The 17,436-nt window shown below is 52.3% G+C and carries 14 protein-coding genes and 2 pseudogenes; 7 read left to right on the forward strand and 9 right to left on the reverse strand.

Annotated elements, in window-relative coordinates:
* The 5 genes and pseudogenes from ACUU1M_RS13255 to hemC all read right to left on the reverse strand — a co-directional run.
* Positions 1–92 (reverse strand): annotated as a pseudogene (locus tag ACUU1M_RS13255) (hypothetical protein); the annotation flags it as partial.
* A gap of 678 nt (positions 93–770) precedes the next feature.
* Entirely contained in the window at positions 771–1,967 is a 1,197-nt protein-coding gene (gene hemY / locus ACUU1M_RS13260; RefSeq protein ID WP_000921791.1) for a protoheme IX biogenesis protein HemY, read from the reverse strand.
* 2 nt (positions 1,968–1,969) lie between these two features.
* Positions 1,970–3,211 carry a uroporphyrinogen-III C-methyltransferase gene (gene hemX, locus ACUU1M_RS13265; RefSeq protein ID WP_025755804.1) on the reverse strand — a complete coding sequence of 414 codons (1,242 nt, stop codon included), beginning with the start codon at positions 3,209–3,211 and terminating at the stop codon, positions 1,970–1,972.
* Positions 3,212–3,232: 21 nt separating this feature from the next.
* Positions 3,233–3,973 carry a uroporphyrinogen-III synthase gene (gene hemD, locus ACUU1M_RS13270; protein ID WP_000026057.1) on the reverse strand — a complete coding sequence of 247 codons (741 nt, stop codon included), beginning with the start codon at positions 3,971–3,973 and terminating at the stop codon, positions 3,233–3,235.
* Positions 3,970–4,911, reverse strand: coding sequence for a hydroxymethylbilane synthase (gene hemC, locus ACUU1M_RS13275; protein WP_005077498.1), 942 nt, complete (start codon positions 4,909–4,911; stop codon positions 3,970–3,972). The genes hemD and hemC overlap by 4 nt, the downstream gene beginning before the upstream one ends.
* A 386-nt stretch (positions 4,912–5,297) precedes the next feature.
* Here hemC and cyaA point away from each other — a divergent pair, with 386 nt between their 5' ends.
* Complete coding sequence (gene cyaA, locus ACUU1M_RS13280; RefSeq protein WP_449144674.1) at positions 5,298–7,844, forward strand: class I adenylate cyclase; 2,547 nt, start codon at positions 5,298–5,300, stop codon at positions 7,842–7,844.
* Between the two features lie 39 nt (positions 7,845–7,883).
* Here the strand turns inward: cyaA and cyaY are convergent, their stop codons facing one another.
* From cyaY to ACUU1M_RS13295, 3 genes and pseudogenes are all read right to left on the reverse strand, one after another.
* Positions 7,884–8,204, reverse strand: a complete 321-nt coding sequence (cyaY, locus tag ACUU1M_RS13285; RefSeq protein WP_000999939.1) for an iron donor protein CyaY — start codon at positions 8,202–8,204, stop codon at positions 7,884–7,886.
* 47 nt (positions 8,205–8,251) lie between these two features.
* A complete protein-coding gene (locus ACUU1M_RS13290; protein ID WP_000678265.1) occupies positions 8,252–9,565 on the reverse strand; it encodes a hypothetical protein in 1,314 nt (437 codons plus the stop codon).
* Positions 9,562–11,070 (reverse strand): annotated as a pseudogene (locus tag ACUU1M_RS13295) (DKNYY family protein). Before ACUU1M_RS13295 ends, ACUU1M_RS13290 begins: the two are co-directional and overlap by 4 nt.
* 158 nt (positions 11,071–11,228) lie before the next feature.
* Between ACUU1M_RS13295 and lptM the strand changes: the two are divergent.
* The 6 genes from lptM (at position 11,229) to uvrD (ending at position 16,852) form a co-directional block, all read left to right on the forward strand.
* On the forward strand, positions 11,229–11,432 hold the full coding sequence (gene lptM, locus ACUU1M_RS13300; protein ID WP_000799905.1) for an LPS translocon maturation chaperone LptM: 204 nt from the start codon (positions 11,229–11,231) through the stop codon (positions 11,430–11,432).
* 36 nt (positions 11,433–11,468) lie between these two features.
* Positions 11,469–12,293 (forward strand): diaminopimelate epimerase, encoded by an 825-nt coding sequence (gene dapF, locus ACUU1M_RS13305; RefSeq protein ID WP_005001985.1) that lies wholly within the window; start codon positions 11,469–11,471, stop codon positions 12,291–12,293.
* Positions 12,290–12,997 (forward strand): DUF484 domain-containing protein, encoded by a 708-nt coding sequence (locus tag ACUU1M_RS13310; protein WP_000812796.1) that lies wholly within the window; start codon positions 12,290–12,292, stop codon positions 12,995–12,997. Before dapF ends, ACUU1M_RS13310 begins: the two co-directional genes overlap by 4 nt.
* Entirely contained in the window at positions 12,994–13,890 is an 897-nt protein-coding gene (gene xerC / locus ACUU1M_RS13315) for a tyrosine recombinase XerC (protein ID WP_000130686.1), read from the forward strand. The genes ACUU1M_RS13310 and xerC overlap by 4 nt, the downstream gene beginning before the upstream one ends.
* A complete protein-coding gene (gene yigB, locus ACUU1M_RS13320) occupies positions 13,890–14,606 on the forward strand; it encodes a 5-amino-6-(5-phospho-D-ribitylamino)uracil phosphatase YigB (RefSeq protein WP_001213584.1) in 717 nt (238 codons plus the stop codon). Before xerC ends, yigB begins: the two co-directional genes overlap by 1 nt.
* 83 nt (positions 14,607–14,689) lie before the next feature.
* A complete protein-coding gene (gene uvrD / locus ACUU1M_RS13325; RefSeq protein WP_000383393.1) occupies positions 14,690–16,852 on the forward strand; it encodes a DNA helicase II in 2,163 nt (720 codons plus the stop codon).
* A 146-nt stretch (positions 16,853–16,998) separates the two neighbouring features.
* On the opposite strand, the gene ACUU1M_RS13330 is transcribed toward uvrD, so the two are convergent.
* Positions 16,999–17,436: phosphodiester glycosidase family protein (locus ACUU1M_RS13330; protein ID WP_449144201.1), on the reverse strand; the 438-nt coding region annotated here is incomplete at its 5' end.

Below are 17,436 nucleotides of genomic sequence, written 5' to 3' on the forward strand. Positions count from 1 at the left end.
GCAGTTGACGGGGTATCTGCTGCGCTGGCCATGAGAGGAAGAGCGGCGGCGACAGCAACAACAAGACGTTTGGGTGAAAACGAAAATTCCATGCAAAATGCTCCGGTTTCATGTCATCAAAATGATGACGTAATTAAGCATTGATAATTGGGATCCCTCTCCCTGACAGGATGATTACATAAATAATAGTGACAAAAATAAATTATTTATTTATCCAGAAAATGAATTGGAAAATCAGGAGAGCGTTTTCAATCCTACCTCTGGCGCAGTTGATATGTAAGGCAGGTTTATTATATCGCGTTGATTATTGATGCTGTTTTTAGTTTTAACGGCAATTAATATATGTGTTATTAATTGAATGAATTTTATCATTCATAATAAGTATGTGTAGGATCAAGCTCAGGTTAAATATTCACTCAGGAAGTTATTACTCAGGAAGCAAAGAGGATTACAGAATTATCTCATAACAAGTGTTAAGGGATGTTATTTCCCGATTCTCTGTGGCATAATAAACGAGTAGATGCTCATTCCATCTCTTATGTTCGCCTTAGTGCCTCATAAACTCCGGAATGACGCAGAGCCGTTTACGGTGCTTATCGTCCACTGACAGATGTCGCTTATGCCTCATCAGACACCATGGACACAACGTTGAGTGAAGCACCCACTTGTTGTCATACAGACCTGTTTTAACGCCTGCTCCGTAATAAGAACAGGCGTTTTTTTATGCATCAGAAAGGTCCCGGAGGTGCTTTCCTCCGGGTGAGAAGGAACTACTGTGGCGGGTTATTCTGCAACGTTAACATCAAACCGTCGCGACGCATCGCTGCAGCTTCTTCCGGCTTGTGCAGTCTGTCCAGCGCGTCGGCAAGCCATGCGTAATCGTAGGCGTCCGGACGTTGTTTCAGCGCCGCGCGGAAGGCGAGCGATGCTTCCTGCCATTCACCGTGCTTCATCAGTGACTGACCCAATGTGCTCCACAACAGCGGGCGATCACCGACGTTTTTGATTTGCTGGCGTAGCACTTTTTCCAGCTGTTCCGGGTTATTGGTTTTCAGACGCGGGATCGGCAGCAGTAGGCGATCGTCATACTGGCGTTTCAGGCCGTCGATGATAATTTGCTGGGCAGTATCATGATCGTCACATTCAATAAGATGTTCCGCCATTGCCACCTGCAACGCTACCTGATGACGCGTTTTCCGGCTTTGGTTTTTCCACCAGTTACGCAAACCTTCACTACCGTTATCGGCACGCGCCTGATCCATCAGGCCAATCCATGCCTGTTGTTCCAGCATTGCACGATGTTCTTCATCACCAACATGGGCTTTCGCCATTGATGGGATGATATCCAGCAGAGAACTCCATGCCCCTGTGCGGATATACGCCTGTTCCGCCAGACGTAATACTTCAGGATGGCGTGGCGTAACTTCCAGCAGCTTATCCACGCCGTGGCGTGCAGCATGGTTTTCATTACGGGCCAGTTGCAGACGTACACGGGTGATTTCTACCGGAATGGTGTCATTGCCGGCCAGCTCCGCTGCGCGTTCCAGATGTTGGTTGGCGCGTGCTTCATCACCACGTTGTTGCGCGGCTTCGGCAGCCAGTAGATAGTTCACCACCGGTTGTTCAGCGTGATCGGCATTTTTCGCCATCAGCTTTTCAACTTGCTGATAATCACCTTCCGCCAGTTTCAGCAGCGCCTGTTCGGTCTGCTTACGCGCACGGCGACGCTTACGTCCGACAAACCATCCACGGGTGTGCGCGCCAGTGCGGAAGATCCGCCGCAGTAGCCACTCAATGGCAAACAGCACTACCATCGCCAGAATCAATATGATCGCCAGGCCCGTGACGCTGGTTTCGATATTGTAGTTGTCGGTCTGGATCAGCACATAACCCTGATGACCGGCAATCATCGGGCCAACCACTATCCCCGCAATCAGCAAAACAAAGAGTAATAACACTTTTAGCATGGTTATTCTCCTTGCGGCGCGGCTGCCGGAGTATCACCTTGCGGTGCAGGTGCAGGTGCAGGTGCAGGTGCAGGTGCAGGTGCAGGTGCAGGTGCAGGTGCAGGTGCAGGTGCAGGTTTAGCTTCCGTTGTCCCCGCTGCCGGTTGTGCCAGCAGGTTACGCACGCGAGTCTGCATCAGTTTTTCCAGCATCGCCTGGCTTTGCAGGGTTTCCGGAAGATCCATCGAGATATTTTGCTGGCTTAACTGGTCCACCTCGTCGAGGAACGCTTTGGTGGTGGCATCATCAGTATCGTAGTAAGCACGTACCCAGGTGGAGACGTTCTCCAGCGCCTGGCGATAAGTCTCTTCCTGATGACGCGGTACAGCTTGTGCTGCGACCAGCAGGCGAGAGCGAATATTTTCGCGCAGATAGATATCCTGATTTGGCGCTAACAGCGGTACGGCGGTGTCATCACGACGGCGAATCGTAATGAAGTTGTCCATAAAGTTCTGCCAGCTTTTTTGCAGATTGATACGCCATTCGCTGATGGAACTGGAAAGCTCTTCACCGTCTGAATCCATCGGCGAACCATCGCTGTCATTATCGGCCAGACGCAGGTTATCTACCTGATTTGAAAGCTGATTAAGCTTAAGGATGATGCCGTCATAATCCACCTGCGATACTGCAGAAAGGCTGGCGATATCATCGGTAATTGCCCGACGAACGGTAATCAGACTCGGGTCATTCATATCCGCCAGGCTGGCGTCTGCACTTTTCAGCAACGCTGCAGAGGTCGTGACGTCCTGATCGCTCCACAGCTTCCGTCCGGCGAGTTTCACCAGAAAATCGGCCTGAGCCAGCAGCCAGGTTTTAGCATCGCTGCCGGAAATGGTGGCGATCTTTTGTTGGACTTCATCCAACTGTTTTGCCAGCGTTTCTTGCTGACGATTCGCCTGCTTAAGCTGCGCAGCTTGTTGCTTAATAATGCCTTCCAGCTCGGCTTTTTGGCTCTCCTGGGCTTTTTGCAATGCCGTCAGTTGGTTAGCCAGGGCATCGCTGGTGGCGGTCTGATTGACGGCCTGTTGTTTACCCCAGCCATACAAACCGACACCCGCCGCCAGAGCAATAGCGATAGCCACCGCGCTGAGAATCAATGCAGTATTGTTCTTACTCTTTTTTTCTGTTGCGACAGGTTGTGACGTGGTGTCCACGGCCTCCCTGGTCTCTTCAACCACGGCGGAGGTTTTTTCTTGTTCCGTCATTATGGCTTCCTGTTATGAGAGTTATTGTAATGCCCGTAAAAGCGCATCGTTGTCAGCGTTATCGGCGACCTTAATGTCTTGCCAGCCCAGTTCCCGGGCGAGTTTCGCCAAACGCTCACTGACGACCAATAGTCGACAGTGTAGTAACCAGTGCTCACGATACCATTGTGGGATCAGCGACCAGAGTTGCTGCAACATTTCACCGCTGGTAACAACGACCATCGTCACCTCGCGGGATTGCCAGCGCATCGCTTCTTCTGCACCATCGTAATGGATTGCGCATCGTTGATAACATTCACAAAAAGTGACCTCAGCACCGCGCACCGTCAGGGTATCCCCAATTAGCTCACGACCGCCATTGCCACGTAATATCAGCGCACGTTTGCCCGCAATATTTTGTAATTCAGGTAATTGTAGCAAGACTTCGCTGATTTCCCGATCCTGTGGGTAGAGAATCTTCTGTCCGCTTACGGTATGTAGCGCCAGTGCGGTGGTGCGTCCAATGGCGAAATAAGTAGGTAGTTGGGGCCATTTACGATCTTGCTGATGCAGCTGTGATTGGGCAAAAGCAACCGCGTGTTGCGAGAGGGCAAACAACAGATCGCTCTCCCCCAGCGCTGCCAGTTGATCAGCAAGTTGCGGTAATTGTCGACCCGGAGAAAACTCAATCAGCGGAAAATGCCAGGCCACCTGCCCCAGTGTGCGCAGACGGCTCACTAACTCTTCTCCAGCGGGAGACGGGCGGGTGACCAGGATACTCATGCCGGGGCCTCTCCGTTATAGACTTCAGCGAGGATCTCGCGCGCGCCGTTATTCAGTAGCTCTTCTGCCAGCGAAATCCCCATTTGTTCGGCATCTTGCGGCGCACCGCGGCGTTCACCGCGAATAATCTGCGAACCGTCCGGCGCGCCGACCAGCGCACGTAGCCAGATTTCGCCATCAATAAGCTCGGCGTAGCTACCAATTGGCACCTGACATCCGCCTTCGAGACGGGTATTCATGGCGCGTTCTGCGGTAACGCGCAGTGCAGTTTCGTGGTGATTCAGCGCGGCAAGCAGCTCGCGAGTGCGTGTATCATCAAGGCGGCATTCAATACCGACTGCACCTTGTCCTACCGCCGGAAGAGAAATCTCGGGTGGTAACGCGGCGCGAATGCGGGACTCCAGACCTAAACGTTTTAGTCCGGCTACGGCAAGAATGATGGCATCGTATTCGCCGTTATCTAGTTTGCTCAGGCGAGTGCCGACGTTGCCGCGCAGGGAGCGGATAATCAGATCCGGGCGGCGTTCAGCCAGTTGGCACTGGCGACGTAAACTGGACGTCCCGACGATACTGCCTGCTGGTAACGCATCCAGACTGTCATAGTTATTGGACACAAAGGCATCGCGAGGATCTTCACGCTCGCAAATAGTGACCAGCCCCAGACCTTGCGGGAATTCAACCGGCACATCTTTCATTGAATGTACGGCGATATCAGCGCGATTCTCCAGGAGCGCGACTTCCAGCTCTTTTACAAATAAGCCTTTTCCGCCTACTTTCGCCAGCGGCGTATCAAGAATCACATCGCCGCGCGTCACCATCGGTACCAGTTCAACGACCAGGCCCGGATGGCTCGCCATCAACTTGTCTTTGACATAGTGTGCCTGCCAGAGTGCAAGTGGGCTTTGGCGTGTGGCAATTCTTAAAACATTGTCTAACATGCTTGTTACCGTCATTATCATCCGTGGTCCATCCTAACATCCTTGCCAGAGTGATGTCAGTGTTGTGGTGAAACGTAGACGCCTGCGCAAACCGTAAAATGAGGTCTGGCAGTGGATCCTGACAGGCGTTTCACGCCGTCGTAATAAGGAATTTACAGAGAATAAACGGTGCTACACTTGTATGTAGCGCATCTTTCTTTACGGTCAATCAGCAAGGTGTTAAATTGATCACGTTTTAGACCATTTTTTCGTCGTGAAACTAAAAAAACCAGGCTCGAAAAGTGGTAACGGTTACCTTTGACATACGAAATATCCCGAATGCCGCGTGTTACCGTTGATGTTGGCGGAATCACAGTCATGACGGGTAGCAAATCAGGCGATACGTCTTGTACCTCTATATTGAGACTCTGAAACAGAGACTGGATGCCATAAATCAATTGCGTGTGGATCGCGCGCTTGCTGCTATGGGGCCTGCATTCCAACAGGTCTACAGTCTACTGCCGACATTGTTGCACTATCACCATCCGCTAATGCCGGGTTACCTTGATGGTAATGTTCCCAAAGGCATTTGCCTTTACACGCCTGATGAAACTCAACGCCACTACCTGAACGAGCTTGAACTGTATCGTGGAATGTCAGTACAGGATCCACCGAAAGGTGAGCTTCCAATTACTGGTGTATACACCATGGGCAGCACCTCGTCCGTAGGGCAAAGTTGTTCCTCTGACCTGGATATCTGGGTCTGTCATCAATCCTGGCTCGATAGCGAAGAGCGCCAGTTACTACAACGTAAATGCAGCCTGCTGGAAAGCTGGGCCGCCTCGCTGGGTGTGGAAGTCAGCTTCTTCCTGATTGATGAAAACCGCTTCCGTCATAATGAAAGCGGCAGCCTGGGGGGCGAAGATTGTGGCTCCACCCAGCATATACTGCTGCTTGACGAATTTTATCGTACTGCCGTGCGTCTCGCCGGTAAGCGTATTCTGTGGAATATGGTGCCGTGCGACGAAGAAGAGCATTACGACGACTATGTGATGACGCTTTACGCGCAGGGCGTGCTGACGCCAAATGAATGGCTGGATCTCGGTGGCTTAAGCTCGCTTTCTGCTGAAGAGTACTTTGGTGCCAGCCTTTGGCAGCTCTACAAGAGTATCGATTCCCCATACAAAGCGGTGCTGAAAACACTGCTGCTGGAAGCCTATTCCTGGGAATACCCGAACCCACGTCTGCTGGCGAAAGATATCAAACAGCGTTTGCACGACGGCGAGATTGTATCGTTTGGCCTCGATCCATACTGCATGATGCTGGAGCGTGTTACTGAATACCTGACGGCGATTGAAGATTTCACCCGTCTGGATTTAGTACGTCGCTGCTTCTATTTAAAAGTGTGCGAAAAACTCAGCCGTGAACGCGCCTGTGTAGGCTGGCGTCGCGCAGTGTTGAGCCAGTTAGTGAGCGAGTGGGGTTGGGACGAAGCTCGTCTGGCAATGCTCGATAACCGTGCTAACTGGAAGATTGATCAGGTGCGTGAGGCGCACAACGAGCTGCTCGACGCGATGATGCAGAGCTACCGTAATCTGATCCGCTTTGCGCGTCGCAAGAACCTTAGCGTCTCCGCCAGTCCGCAGGATATCGGCGTACTGACGCGTAAACTGTATGCTGCGTTTGAAGCATTGCCAGGTAAAGTGACGCTGGTAAACCCGCAGATTTCACCCGATCTCTCGGAACCGAATCTGACCTTTATTTATGTGCCGCCGGGCCGGGCTAACCGTTCAGGTTGGTATCTGTATAACCGCGCGCCAAATATTGAGTCGATCATCAGCCATCAGCCGCTGGAATATAACCGTTACCTGAATAAACTGGTGGCGTGGGCATGGTTTAACGGCCTGCTGACCTCGCGCACCCGTTTGTATATTAAAGGTAACGGCATTGTCGATTTGCCTAAGTTGCAGGAGATGGTCGCCGACGTGTCGCACCATTTCCCGCTGCGCTTACCTGCACCGACACCGAAGGCGCTCTACAGCCCGTGTGAGATTCGCCATCTGGCGATTATCGTTAACCTGGAATATGACCCGACAGCTGCGTTCCGCAATCAGGTGGTGCATTTTGATTTCCGTAAGCTGGATGTCTTCAGCTTTGGCGAGAATCAAAATTGCCTGGTAGGTAGCGTTGACCTGCTGTACCGCAACTCGTGGAACGAAGTGCGTACGCTGCACTTCAACGGCGAGCAATCGATGATCGAAGCCCTGAAAACTATTCTCGGCAAAATGCATCAGGACGCCGCACCGCCAGATAGCGTGGAAGTCTTCTGTTATAGCCAGCATCTGCGCGGCTTAATCCGTACTCGCGTGCAGCAACTGGTTTCTGAGTGTATTGAACTGCGCCTTTCCAGCACCCGCCAGGAAACCGGGCGTTTCAAGGCGCTGCGCGTTTCTGGTCAAACCTGGGGCTTGTTCTTCGAACGCCTGAATGTATCGGTACAGAAGCTGGAGAACGCCATCGAGTTTTATGGCGCTATTTCGCATAACAAACTGCACGGCTTGTCAGTGCAGGTTGAAACCAATCACGTCAAATTACCGGCGGTGGTGGACGGCTTTGCCAGCGAAGGGATCATCCAGTTCTTTTTCGAAGAAACGCAAGACGAGAATGGCTTTAATATCTACATTCTCGACGAAAGCAACCGGGTTGAGGTGTATCACCACTGCGAAGGCAGCAAAGAGGAGCTGGTACGTGACGTCAGTCGCTTCTACTCGTCATCGCACGACCGCTTCACCTACGGCTCAAGCTTCATCAACTTCAACCTGCCGCAGTTCTATCAGATTGTGAAGGTTGATGGTCGCGAACAGGTGATTCCGTTCCGAACAAAATCGATTGGCAACCTGCCGCCCGCCAATCAGGATCACGATACACCGCTATTACAGCAGTATTTTTCGTGATGAGCGTGCCGGAAAGCGAGGCTTATCCGGCATGCAATCTTAGCGGAAACTGACTGTTTCACCCGCCTGTTGCGTCGCCGCCTGTTCCAGAAAATCCCAGAAGGTTTCGCCGCTGCGATCGCAAATCCATTCATCGCCTTTCAGGTCAAAATGGTAGCCGCCCTGTTTGGTTGCCAGCCACACCTGGTGCAGCGGCTCCTGGCGGTTAATAATGATTTTGCTGCCGTTTTCAAAGGTAATGGTCAGTACGCCGCCGTTGATTTCGCAGTCGATATCGCTGTCGCCATCCCTGTCGTCCAGACGCTCTTCAATGGTCAGCCACAGTTGATCAGCCAGGCGATGAAATTCACTGTCGTTCATTGTTGTATCCTGTTTTTAAGTGATGGCGGCAGTATAGCGGCATGGGGTCAGGGCTTCAAAGTTTGCACCTCTGCTGCTGCGTTCCGGCATGATTCATCCGTCACCGGAATAATGATGTCTCTGTTTTGAACTTCACGTACGTTCTCCTCTCTGACACGAGTTTTCGCCGGGCAGGGGGAGGGCGTAATCCTTACCTCTGTATCGGTCCATGTATAAACATTGTGATCGTCATAAGCGAAGCGATCGTTTTTAGTTAGCGGACCGTTAACTGGAATAATTTGCAAGCTCTTTGACCGTAATTGGCGGATAAAGTAAGCATGCTGTTTGCCGCTATTAAATGAGCGATCAATGACCAGGTCTGGCGTATCCAGCGGGATTATCTCAAGCTGGTCTTCACCAAATGTCGATAATTTTGTTACATACAGCCGATCTTTATATTGCGCAATATTGCCAGTAATCAGATGGAATTGTTCAGGTTCAATACCTGGTAGGTCTATCCACTTGCTCCACTGACGGTCGGGCGTGAGCTGTTTACGCCAGCGAACGCGACTTTCCCCTACTTCAAAAGAGACGTCATCATCTACGGGTATCGCTTTGCCTGATAATTGACCAAAGGGATAACGATGCAGACCCTTATTGTCGCGAAAAACCAGCAGTGAATGAGGTATCCAGCGAATTATCTCAAATGAGTCTGCATTCGCCGTAAGGTGAACGCCATTTAAATAAATATTCTGCCCACTGCGGATAAGCAGATCATTGGAATATGAATTTCTGTTTACACTCATAAGACGTGGATTAATACCCCACCATCTTTTTTCTAATACAGTAACATCACTGCTGCTCCCCTGACGTCGACCGGACAAGTAGAGATTTTTACTATCCACCAGCGTGGTAGAGTTACCTTCGATAGCTTTTAGTGTCGCCAGATCAACACGTGACGCGCCGCTATTACTTTCGGTGCGCTGTCCGTCAAAATAGAGGCTATATTTATCGACCGCGAAGCGGCCCATAGCCTGAAAGCTGGCAATATCGACAGTGGGTGTTCCCGGTGGATTGCTAACGATTTTGCCACGCCAGAGAATAACGCGGCCGTCTGCCACCCAGTGGTATTCCTCATTTTCTATGCTTATTTCATCGGAAGGTATATAACCCGTTTTCCCAGAGATATTTTTCACAAGGCGCAAATCGGCCCTGCTCATCTCCGGAAACTGGGCAATGATTTTCTTATCCCCCCAATAACCTTTACCGTAAGACATAACACCGTGATCATTGTAATAGTCGAACCCTATGGCCTGTACAGCAGGCGTCAGAAATGTGTGTCCCAACAGGATGAGTGCAACTGTGATTATTTGACCCTTCATTTTGTCGCCTCATTGCGCGGGGCAGGAATAAATTCGCCGTCATCAGTAATTTTTCCGTCCAGATATCCCGTTTTGTAATTTACGCCATAGACATATCCCGAATGTTGTTCCTTCCAGATTAAGCGAACTTGTTTCGGATCAGCGGTGCGGTATCGCCAGAGCTGCGCGCCATCAAAGCTGTAAATGTAGCGGTTATCGCGGGCATACCATCTGCGCAAAAAGGGATGGTCATTAAGATGGGCTTCGCGTTCATCCGGAGAACGGTTATCCAGTAAGATCAGCGGTCCGTCAGATTCAAACACGTGTAAACCGGAATGGTATGGCCACCCTTCGGCACGCGTAAGTAAATAGCCGTGGCGTTTCCCGGCGTTGAAACGTTTGTTGATAATAAGATTGGGATCATCAAGTTTCACGATCTCCAGCTTACGGTCACCAGACTCTGTTTCGATGATGGTATAAAGCGAGTCCTGATACTGGGCGACAGCATCACTGATGGGTTGAAACTGCTCCGGATCGAGTCCGGGTAATTCTTCCTGTTTACAAGCAGGTCCTTTACGCCAGAACACTTTCTTTTCCAGCAGAGAAAAATCCAGACAGTGCTTTGTTAAATCTTCATCTCACGCCAGATTTTCCTTGTCGAGGACTTTACGCTGCAGCCCGTTTTTATCACGCCAGGTCAAGAGTGAGCCGGGCATCCAGCGCACGACGGAAAAGGTGTCCGGGTCGGCATCAAGCTGTTCGCCGTTGAGCAGGATTTTGGTCCGTGTACGAGCCAGGGTATCCCAGGGGCCAAATGGTACGGCAATGCAGGGGTTAAACATGGTGGAAAACTTTCCTCGCTGATCCCAGGACTTCTGCGCCAGCACACGGAAACTCTCGGGGTCAGCGAGGCGATGCCCATTGATATACAAGAAATTAGCGTCACGTAATATCAGCCCCAGTAAGTCAGGATCCCAGGGAGGCCGGAATTCCACCTGATGCAGCGTTTTGATATCCAAGCTATTTCCACCACCATTGTCATCGGTGCGCTTGCCTTCAAAATAGAGACTGTGTTTATCTGCGGCAAAATCACCCCATGCCTTGAACGAGGCGACATCGACGGGAGGTGTGCCGGGAGGGTTTTGCACAACTTCACCCGCGTAGAGGATATTGCGACCATCGCTATGCCATGAATAATGAGGATACCAGGCCTGTGCGCCCTCATAGAGGTAGTCGGTTGTCAAATCAGTCAGAGGCGGTTCTTTATCCCATTCGTCTAGTGTTGTCGGGTCTATTAATAAATTGGGTAACCGACGCAAACTCTTGTAATTCACGTCAGGTAGAGAAAGATTTGTTTCTTTATAAGGGCGCAGGTACACCACGCCTTTTCCCTGTTTCTGGTAAATATTATGTTCAGGTGCGGAAAGCCGACATCCCCATGCCGACGATAAAAACAATGAACAAGCCAACAAACAAACCACATTGCGATAGTGCATAAAGCCATCCTGGCGCGAGGTGTTGATCACGAAACTGCCAGCAGAACATAAATCCTCACGAGTAAGCGTTATACTCGCAGCATTTCCTCACTTTTCAGACTTCATAAAGAGTCGCTAAACGCTTGCTTTTACGCCTTCTCCTGCGATGATAGAAAGCAGAAAGCGATGAACTTTACAGGCAATCCATAATGAAAAACGTGTTTAAGGTACTCACTGTATTACTTACTCTCTTCAGCCTGACGGGCTGCGGTCTGAAAGGTCCGCTCTATTTCCCGCCTGCAGATAAAAACGCACCGCCGCCGACCAAACCGGTAGAGACGCAAACGCAATCCACGGTGCCGGATAAAAACGATCGCGCCACTGGCGATGGTCCATCCCAGGTGAATTACTAAAAGTCAGTTTCTGTACCCGCGTGATTGGAGTAAATGATGCAGTTCTCGAAAATGCATGGCCTTGGCAACGATTTTATGGTCGTCGACGCGGTAACGCAGAATGTCTTTTTTTCACCGGAGCTGATTCGTCGCCTGGCGGATCGGCACCTGGGGGTAGGGTTTGACCAGCTGCTGGTGGTTGAGCCGCCGTATGATCCTGAACTGGATTTTCACTATCGCATTTTCAATGCTGATGGCAGTGAAGTGGCGCAGTGCGGTAACGGTGCGCGCTGCTTTGCCCGTTTTGTGCGTCTGAAAGGACTGACCAATAAGCGTGATATCCGCGTCAGCACCGCCAACGGGCGGATGGTTCTGACCGTCACCGATGATGATCTGGTCCGCGTAAATATGGGCGAACCCAACTTCGAACCTTCCGCCGTGCCGTTTCGCGCTAACAAAGCGGAAAAGACCTATATTATGCGCGCCGCCGAGCAGACAATCTTATGCGGCGTGGTGTCGATGGGAAATCCGCATTGCGTGATTCAGGTCGATGATGTCGATACCGCGGCGGTAGAAACGCTTGGTCCTGTTCTGGAAAGTCACGAGCGTTTTCCGGAGCGCGCCAATATCGGTTTTATGCAAGTGGTTAAGCGCGAGCATATTCGTTTACGCGTTTATGAGCGTGGGGCAGGAGAAACCCAGGCCTGCGGCAGCGGCGCGTGTGCGGCGGTGGCGGTAGGGATTCAGCAAGGTTTGCTGGACGAAGAAGTACGCGTGGAACTCCCCGGCGGTCGTCTTGATATCGCCTGGAAAGGTCCGGGTCACCCGTTATATATGACTGGCCCGGCGGTACATGTCTACGACGGATTTATTCATCTATGAAGCAACCAGGGGAAGAACTGCAGGAAACACTCACGGAGCTTGATGACCGGGCGGTTGTCGATTATCTGATTAAAAATCCTGAGTTTTTTATCCGCAATGCGCGCGCAGTAGAAGCGATACGTGTGCCGCATCCGGTACGCGGCACCGTTTCGTTGGTCGAGTGGCACATGGCCCGCGCACGTAATCACATTCATGTTCTGGAAGAGAACATGGCGTTGTTGATGGAGCAGGCTATCGCCAACGAAGGGCTGTTTTATCGCCTACTCTACCTGCAGCGCAGTCTCACCGCCGCCAGCAGTCTCGACGATATGCTGATGCGCTTTCACCGCTGGGCGCGCGATCTCGGCCTGGCTGGTGCGAGTCTGCGCCTGTTTCCAGATCGCTGGCGCTTAGGTGCGCCGTCGAACCACACTCATCTGGCATTAAGCCGTCAGTCTTTCGAACCGCTGCGTATTCAGCGTTTGGGGCAGGAACAGCACTATCTTGGGCCGCTTAACGGACCGGAGCTGCTGGTGGTGCTACCGGAAGCGAAAGCGGTGGGATCGGTGGCGATGTCGATGCTGGGAAGCGATGCTGATTTGGGTGTTGTGCTGTTTACCAGTCGCGATGCCAGTCACTATCAACAAGGGCAGGGAACGCAGTTACTTCATGAAATTGCGCTGATGTTGCCGGAGCTTCTGGAGCGTTGGATTGAACGCGTATGACCGATTTACACACCGATGTAGAACGCTACCTACGTTATCTGAGCGTGGAGCGTCAGCTTAGCCCGATAACCCTACTTAACTACCAGCGTCAGCTTGAGGCGATCATCAATTTTGCCAGCGAAAACGGCCTGCAAAGCTGGCAACAATGCGATGCAGCGATGGTACGTAATTTTGCTGTACGCAGTCGCCGTAAAGGGCTGGGAGCAGCAAGTCTGGCGTTACGGCTTTCTGCGCTACGTAGCTTTTTTGACTGGCTGGTCAGCCAGAACGAACTCAAAGCTAACCCGGCGAAAGGAGTTTCGGCACCGAAAGCGCCGCGTCATCTGCCGAAAAATATCGACGTCGACGATATGAATCGGCTGCTGGATATTGATATCAACGATCCCCTCGCTGTACGCGACCGTGCAATGCTGGAAGTGATGTACGGCGCGGGTCTGCGTCTTTCCGAGCTGGTGGGGCTGGATATCAAACACCTCGACCTGGAGTCCGGCGAAGTGTGGGTGATGGGGAAAGGCAGCAAAGAGCGCCGCCTGCCGATTGGTCGCAACGCTGTGGCGTGGATTGAGCACTGGCTTGATTTGCGCGACCTGTTTGGTAGCGAAGACGACGCGCTTTTTCTGTCGAAACTGGGCAAGCGTATCTCCGCGCGTAATGTGCAGAAACGCTTTGCCGAATGGGGCATAAAACAAGGGCTGAATAATCACGTTCACCCACATAAATTACGTCACTCGTTCGCTACGCATATGCTGGAGTCGAGCGGCGATCTTCGTGGTGTGCAGGAGCTACTGGGTCATGCCAACCTCTCCACCACGCAAATCTATACTCATCTTGATTTTCAACACCTTGCCTCGGTGTACGATGCGGCGCATCCACGCGCCAAACGGGGGAAATAATGCGTTTTTACCGGCCTTTGGGGCGCATCTCGGCGCTCACCTTTGACCTGGATGATACCCTTTACGATAACCGTCCGGTGATTTTGCGCACCGAGCGAGAGGCGCTTACCTTTGTGCAAAATTATCATCCGGCGCTGCGCAGCTTCCAGAATGAAGATCTGCAACGCCTGCGCCAGGCGGTACGGGAAGCGGAACCCGAGATTTATCACGACGTGACGCGTTGGCGTTTTCGTTCGATTGAACAAGCGATGCTCGACGCCGGGCTGAGTGCCGAAGAAGCCAGTGCAGGCGCACACGCAGCAATGATTAACTTTGCCAAATGGCGCAGCCGAATCGACGTCCCGCAGCAAACTCACGACACCTTAAAACAGCTGGCGAAGAAATGGCCGCTGGTGGCGATCACCAACGGTAACGCCCAGCCGGAACTGTTTGGTTTGGGGGATTATTTTGAGTTTGTGCTGCGCGCTGGCCCGCACGGGCGCTCAAAACCGTTCAGCGATATGTACTTTTTGGCTGCGGAAAAACTCAACGTGCCGATCGGCGAGATCTTACATGTTGGGGACGATCTCACCACTGACGTGGGTGGGGCAATTCGCAGCGGAATGCAGGCTTGTTGGATCAGACCGGAAAATGGCGATCTGATGCAAACCTGGGACAGCCGTTTACTGCCACATCTGGAAATTTCCCGGTTGGCATCTCTGACCTCGCTGATATAATCAGCAAATCTGTATATATACCCAGCTTTTTGGCGGAGGGCGTTGCGCTTCTCCGCCCAACCTATTTTTACGCGGCGGTGCCAATGGACGTTTCTTACCTGCTCGACAGCCTTAATGACAAACAGCGCGAAGCGGTGGCCGCGCCACGCAGCAACCTTCTGGTGCTGGCGGGCGCGGGCAGTGGTAAGACGCGCGTACTGGTGCATCGTATCGCCTGGCTGATGAGCGTGGAAAACTGCTCGCCATACTCGATTATGGCTGTGACGTTTACCAACAAAGCGGCGGCGGAGATGCGTCATCGTATCGGACAACTGATGGGCACCAGCCAGGGCGGCATGTGGGTAGGCACCTTCCACGGGCTGGCGCACCGCCTGCTGCGTGCGCACCATATGGACGCCAATCTGCCGCAGGATTTCCAGATCCTCGATAGCGAAGATCAGCTACGCCTGCTTAAGCGTCTGATCAAAGCCATGAACCTCGACGAGAAGCAGTGGCCGCCGCGCCAGGCAATGTGGTACATCAACAGCCAGAAAGATGAAGGCCTGCGTCCGCATCATATTCAAAGCTACGGTAATCCGGTGGAGCAGACCTGGCAGAAGGTGTATCAGGCGTATCAGGAAGCGTGCGATCGCGCGGGCCTGGTGGACTTCGCCGAGCTGCTGCTGCGCGCTCACGAACTGTGGCTTAACAAGCCGCATATCCTACAACACTACCGCGAACGTTTTACCAATATCCTGGTGGACGAATTCCAGGATACCAACAACATTCAGTACGCGTGGATCCGCCTGCTGGCGGGCGACACCGGCAAAGTGATGATCGTCGGTGATGACGACCAGTCAATCTACGGCTGGCGCGGGGCGCAGGTGGAGAATATTCAGCGTTTCCTTAATGATTTCCCCGGTGCCGAAATTATTCGTCTGGAGCAAAACTACCGCTCTACCAGCAATATTCTGAGCGCCGCTAACGCCCTGATTGAAAACAATAACGGGCGTCTGGGTAAAAAACTGTGGACCGATGGCGCGGACGGTGAGCCTATTTCCCTCTATTGCGCTTTTAACGAACTCGATGAAGCGCGTTTTGTGGTTAACCGCATCAAAACCTGGCAGGACAACGGCGGGGCGCTTGCCGAGTGCGCCATTCTCTACCGCAGTAACGCCCAGTCGCGTGTGCTGGAAGAAGCACTGTTGCAGGCGAGTATGCCGTACCGTATTTACGGCGGGATGCGCTTCTTCGAACGCCAGGAAATCAAAGATGCGCTCTCGTATCTGCGCCTGATTGCCAACCGTAACGACGACGCGGCCTTTGAGCGTGTGGTGAATACGCCAACGCGGGGTATTGGTGACCGGACGCTGGACGTGGTACGTCAGACATCGCGCGATCGCCAGTTAACACTCTGGCAGGCATGTCGTGAACTGTTGCAGGAAAAAGCCCTCGCCGGACGTGCTGCCAGCGCCTTACAGCGGTTTATGGAACTGATCGACGCCTTAGCGCAGGAAACTGCCGATATGCCGCTGCATGTACAGACTGACCGGGTAATTAAAGACTCCGGCCTGCGTACCATGTACGAGCAGGAGAAGGGCGAAAAAGGTCAGACGCGTATCGAAAACTTAGAGGAACTGGTGACGGCAACGCGCCAGTTCAGCTACAACGAAGAAGACGAAGATTTAATGCCGCTGCAGGCGTTCCTATCCCATGCGGCGCTGGAAGCAGGCGAAGGGCAGGCGGATACCTGGCAGGATGCGGTACAACTGATGACCATGCACTCGGCGAAAGGTCTGGAGTTCCCGCAGGTGTTTATCGTCGGTATGGAAGAGGGCATGTTCCCAAGCCAGATGTCGCTGGATGAAGGCGGGCGTCTGGAAGAAGAACGCCGTCTGGCCTACGTTGGCGTAACCCGCGCGATGCAGAAACTGACGCTGACCTACGCGGAAACTCGCCGTCTGTATGGCAAAGAGGTTTACCATCGCCCGTCGCGCTTTATTGGCGAGTTGCCGGAAGAGTGTGTGGAAGAGGTGCGCCTGCGCGCCACGGTAAGCCGCCCGGTCAGCCATCAGCGGATGGGTACGCCGATGGTCGAGAACGACAGCGGCTACAAGCTCGGCCAGCGTGTACGCCACGCTAAGTTTGGTGAAGGCACCATCGTCAATATGGAAGGCAGCGGTGAACATAGCCGTTTGCAGGTGGCATTCCAGGGCCAGGGAATCAAATGGCTGGTGGCAGCTTACGCCCGGCTGGAGTCGGTGTAACGTTGCCGGATGCGGTGCTGAGCACCTTATTTGGCCTAAAAAATCATTCAGATTCAATAAATTGCAACGTCATGTAGGCCGGATAAGGCGTTTACGCCGCATCCGGCATCAGCAGCATATTTAGTATCTGACACAAAGCTATCATTCTAACCTTTCCGCTCGACGGAAATCATGGTGACAAAAGGATAGCGTTGCCACGGGATTGCCCCGCCTTTCATATACATATGTGAAATCGTGCCACCAAGATAAAGCAGCTGCTCAACGTTCAGTTTCGCTTTGGCATAACAGGCAAAATCATAAAAATTTGTCGCCTGCTGGCTCAACAAAAACACGGCATTCCCATGTTTATTAATCCCAACACCGTTACGAATTTTACGTGAGGCGACGTTGGGATGAATACGCGGATTAATTACACCGTTTTCCATCAACATTGGTCCTGACTGCACCGCAAACTGAATATCTTTACTGGCTTTAAAAGCATCCAGACGAACGATGCCGACTTTATCTCCCGCGACATAAAACACGCCGCCAGGACGGATAAAGAAATTCCCTTCACCTGAAGCGAGATTTAACGCCACCTTCTG

Source organism: Shigella sp. SIG6, from assembly GCF_053555815.1.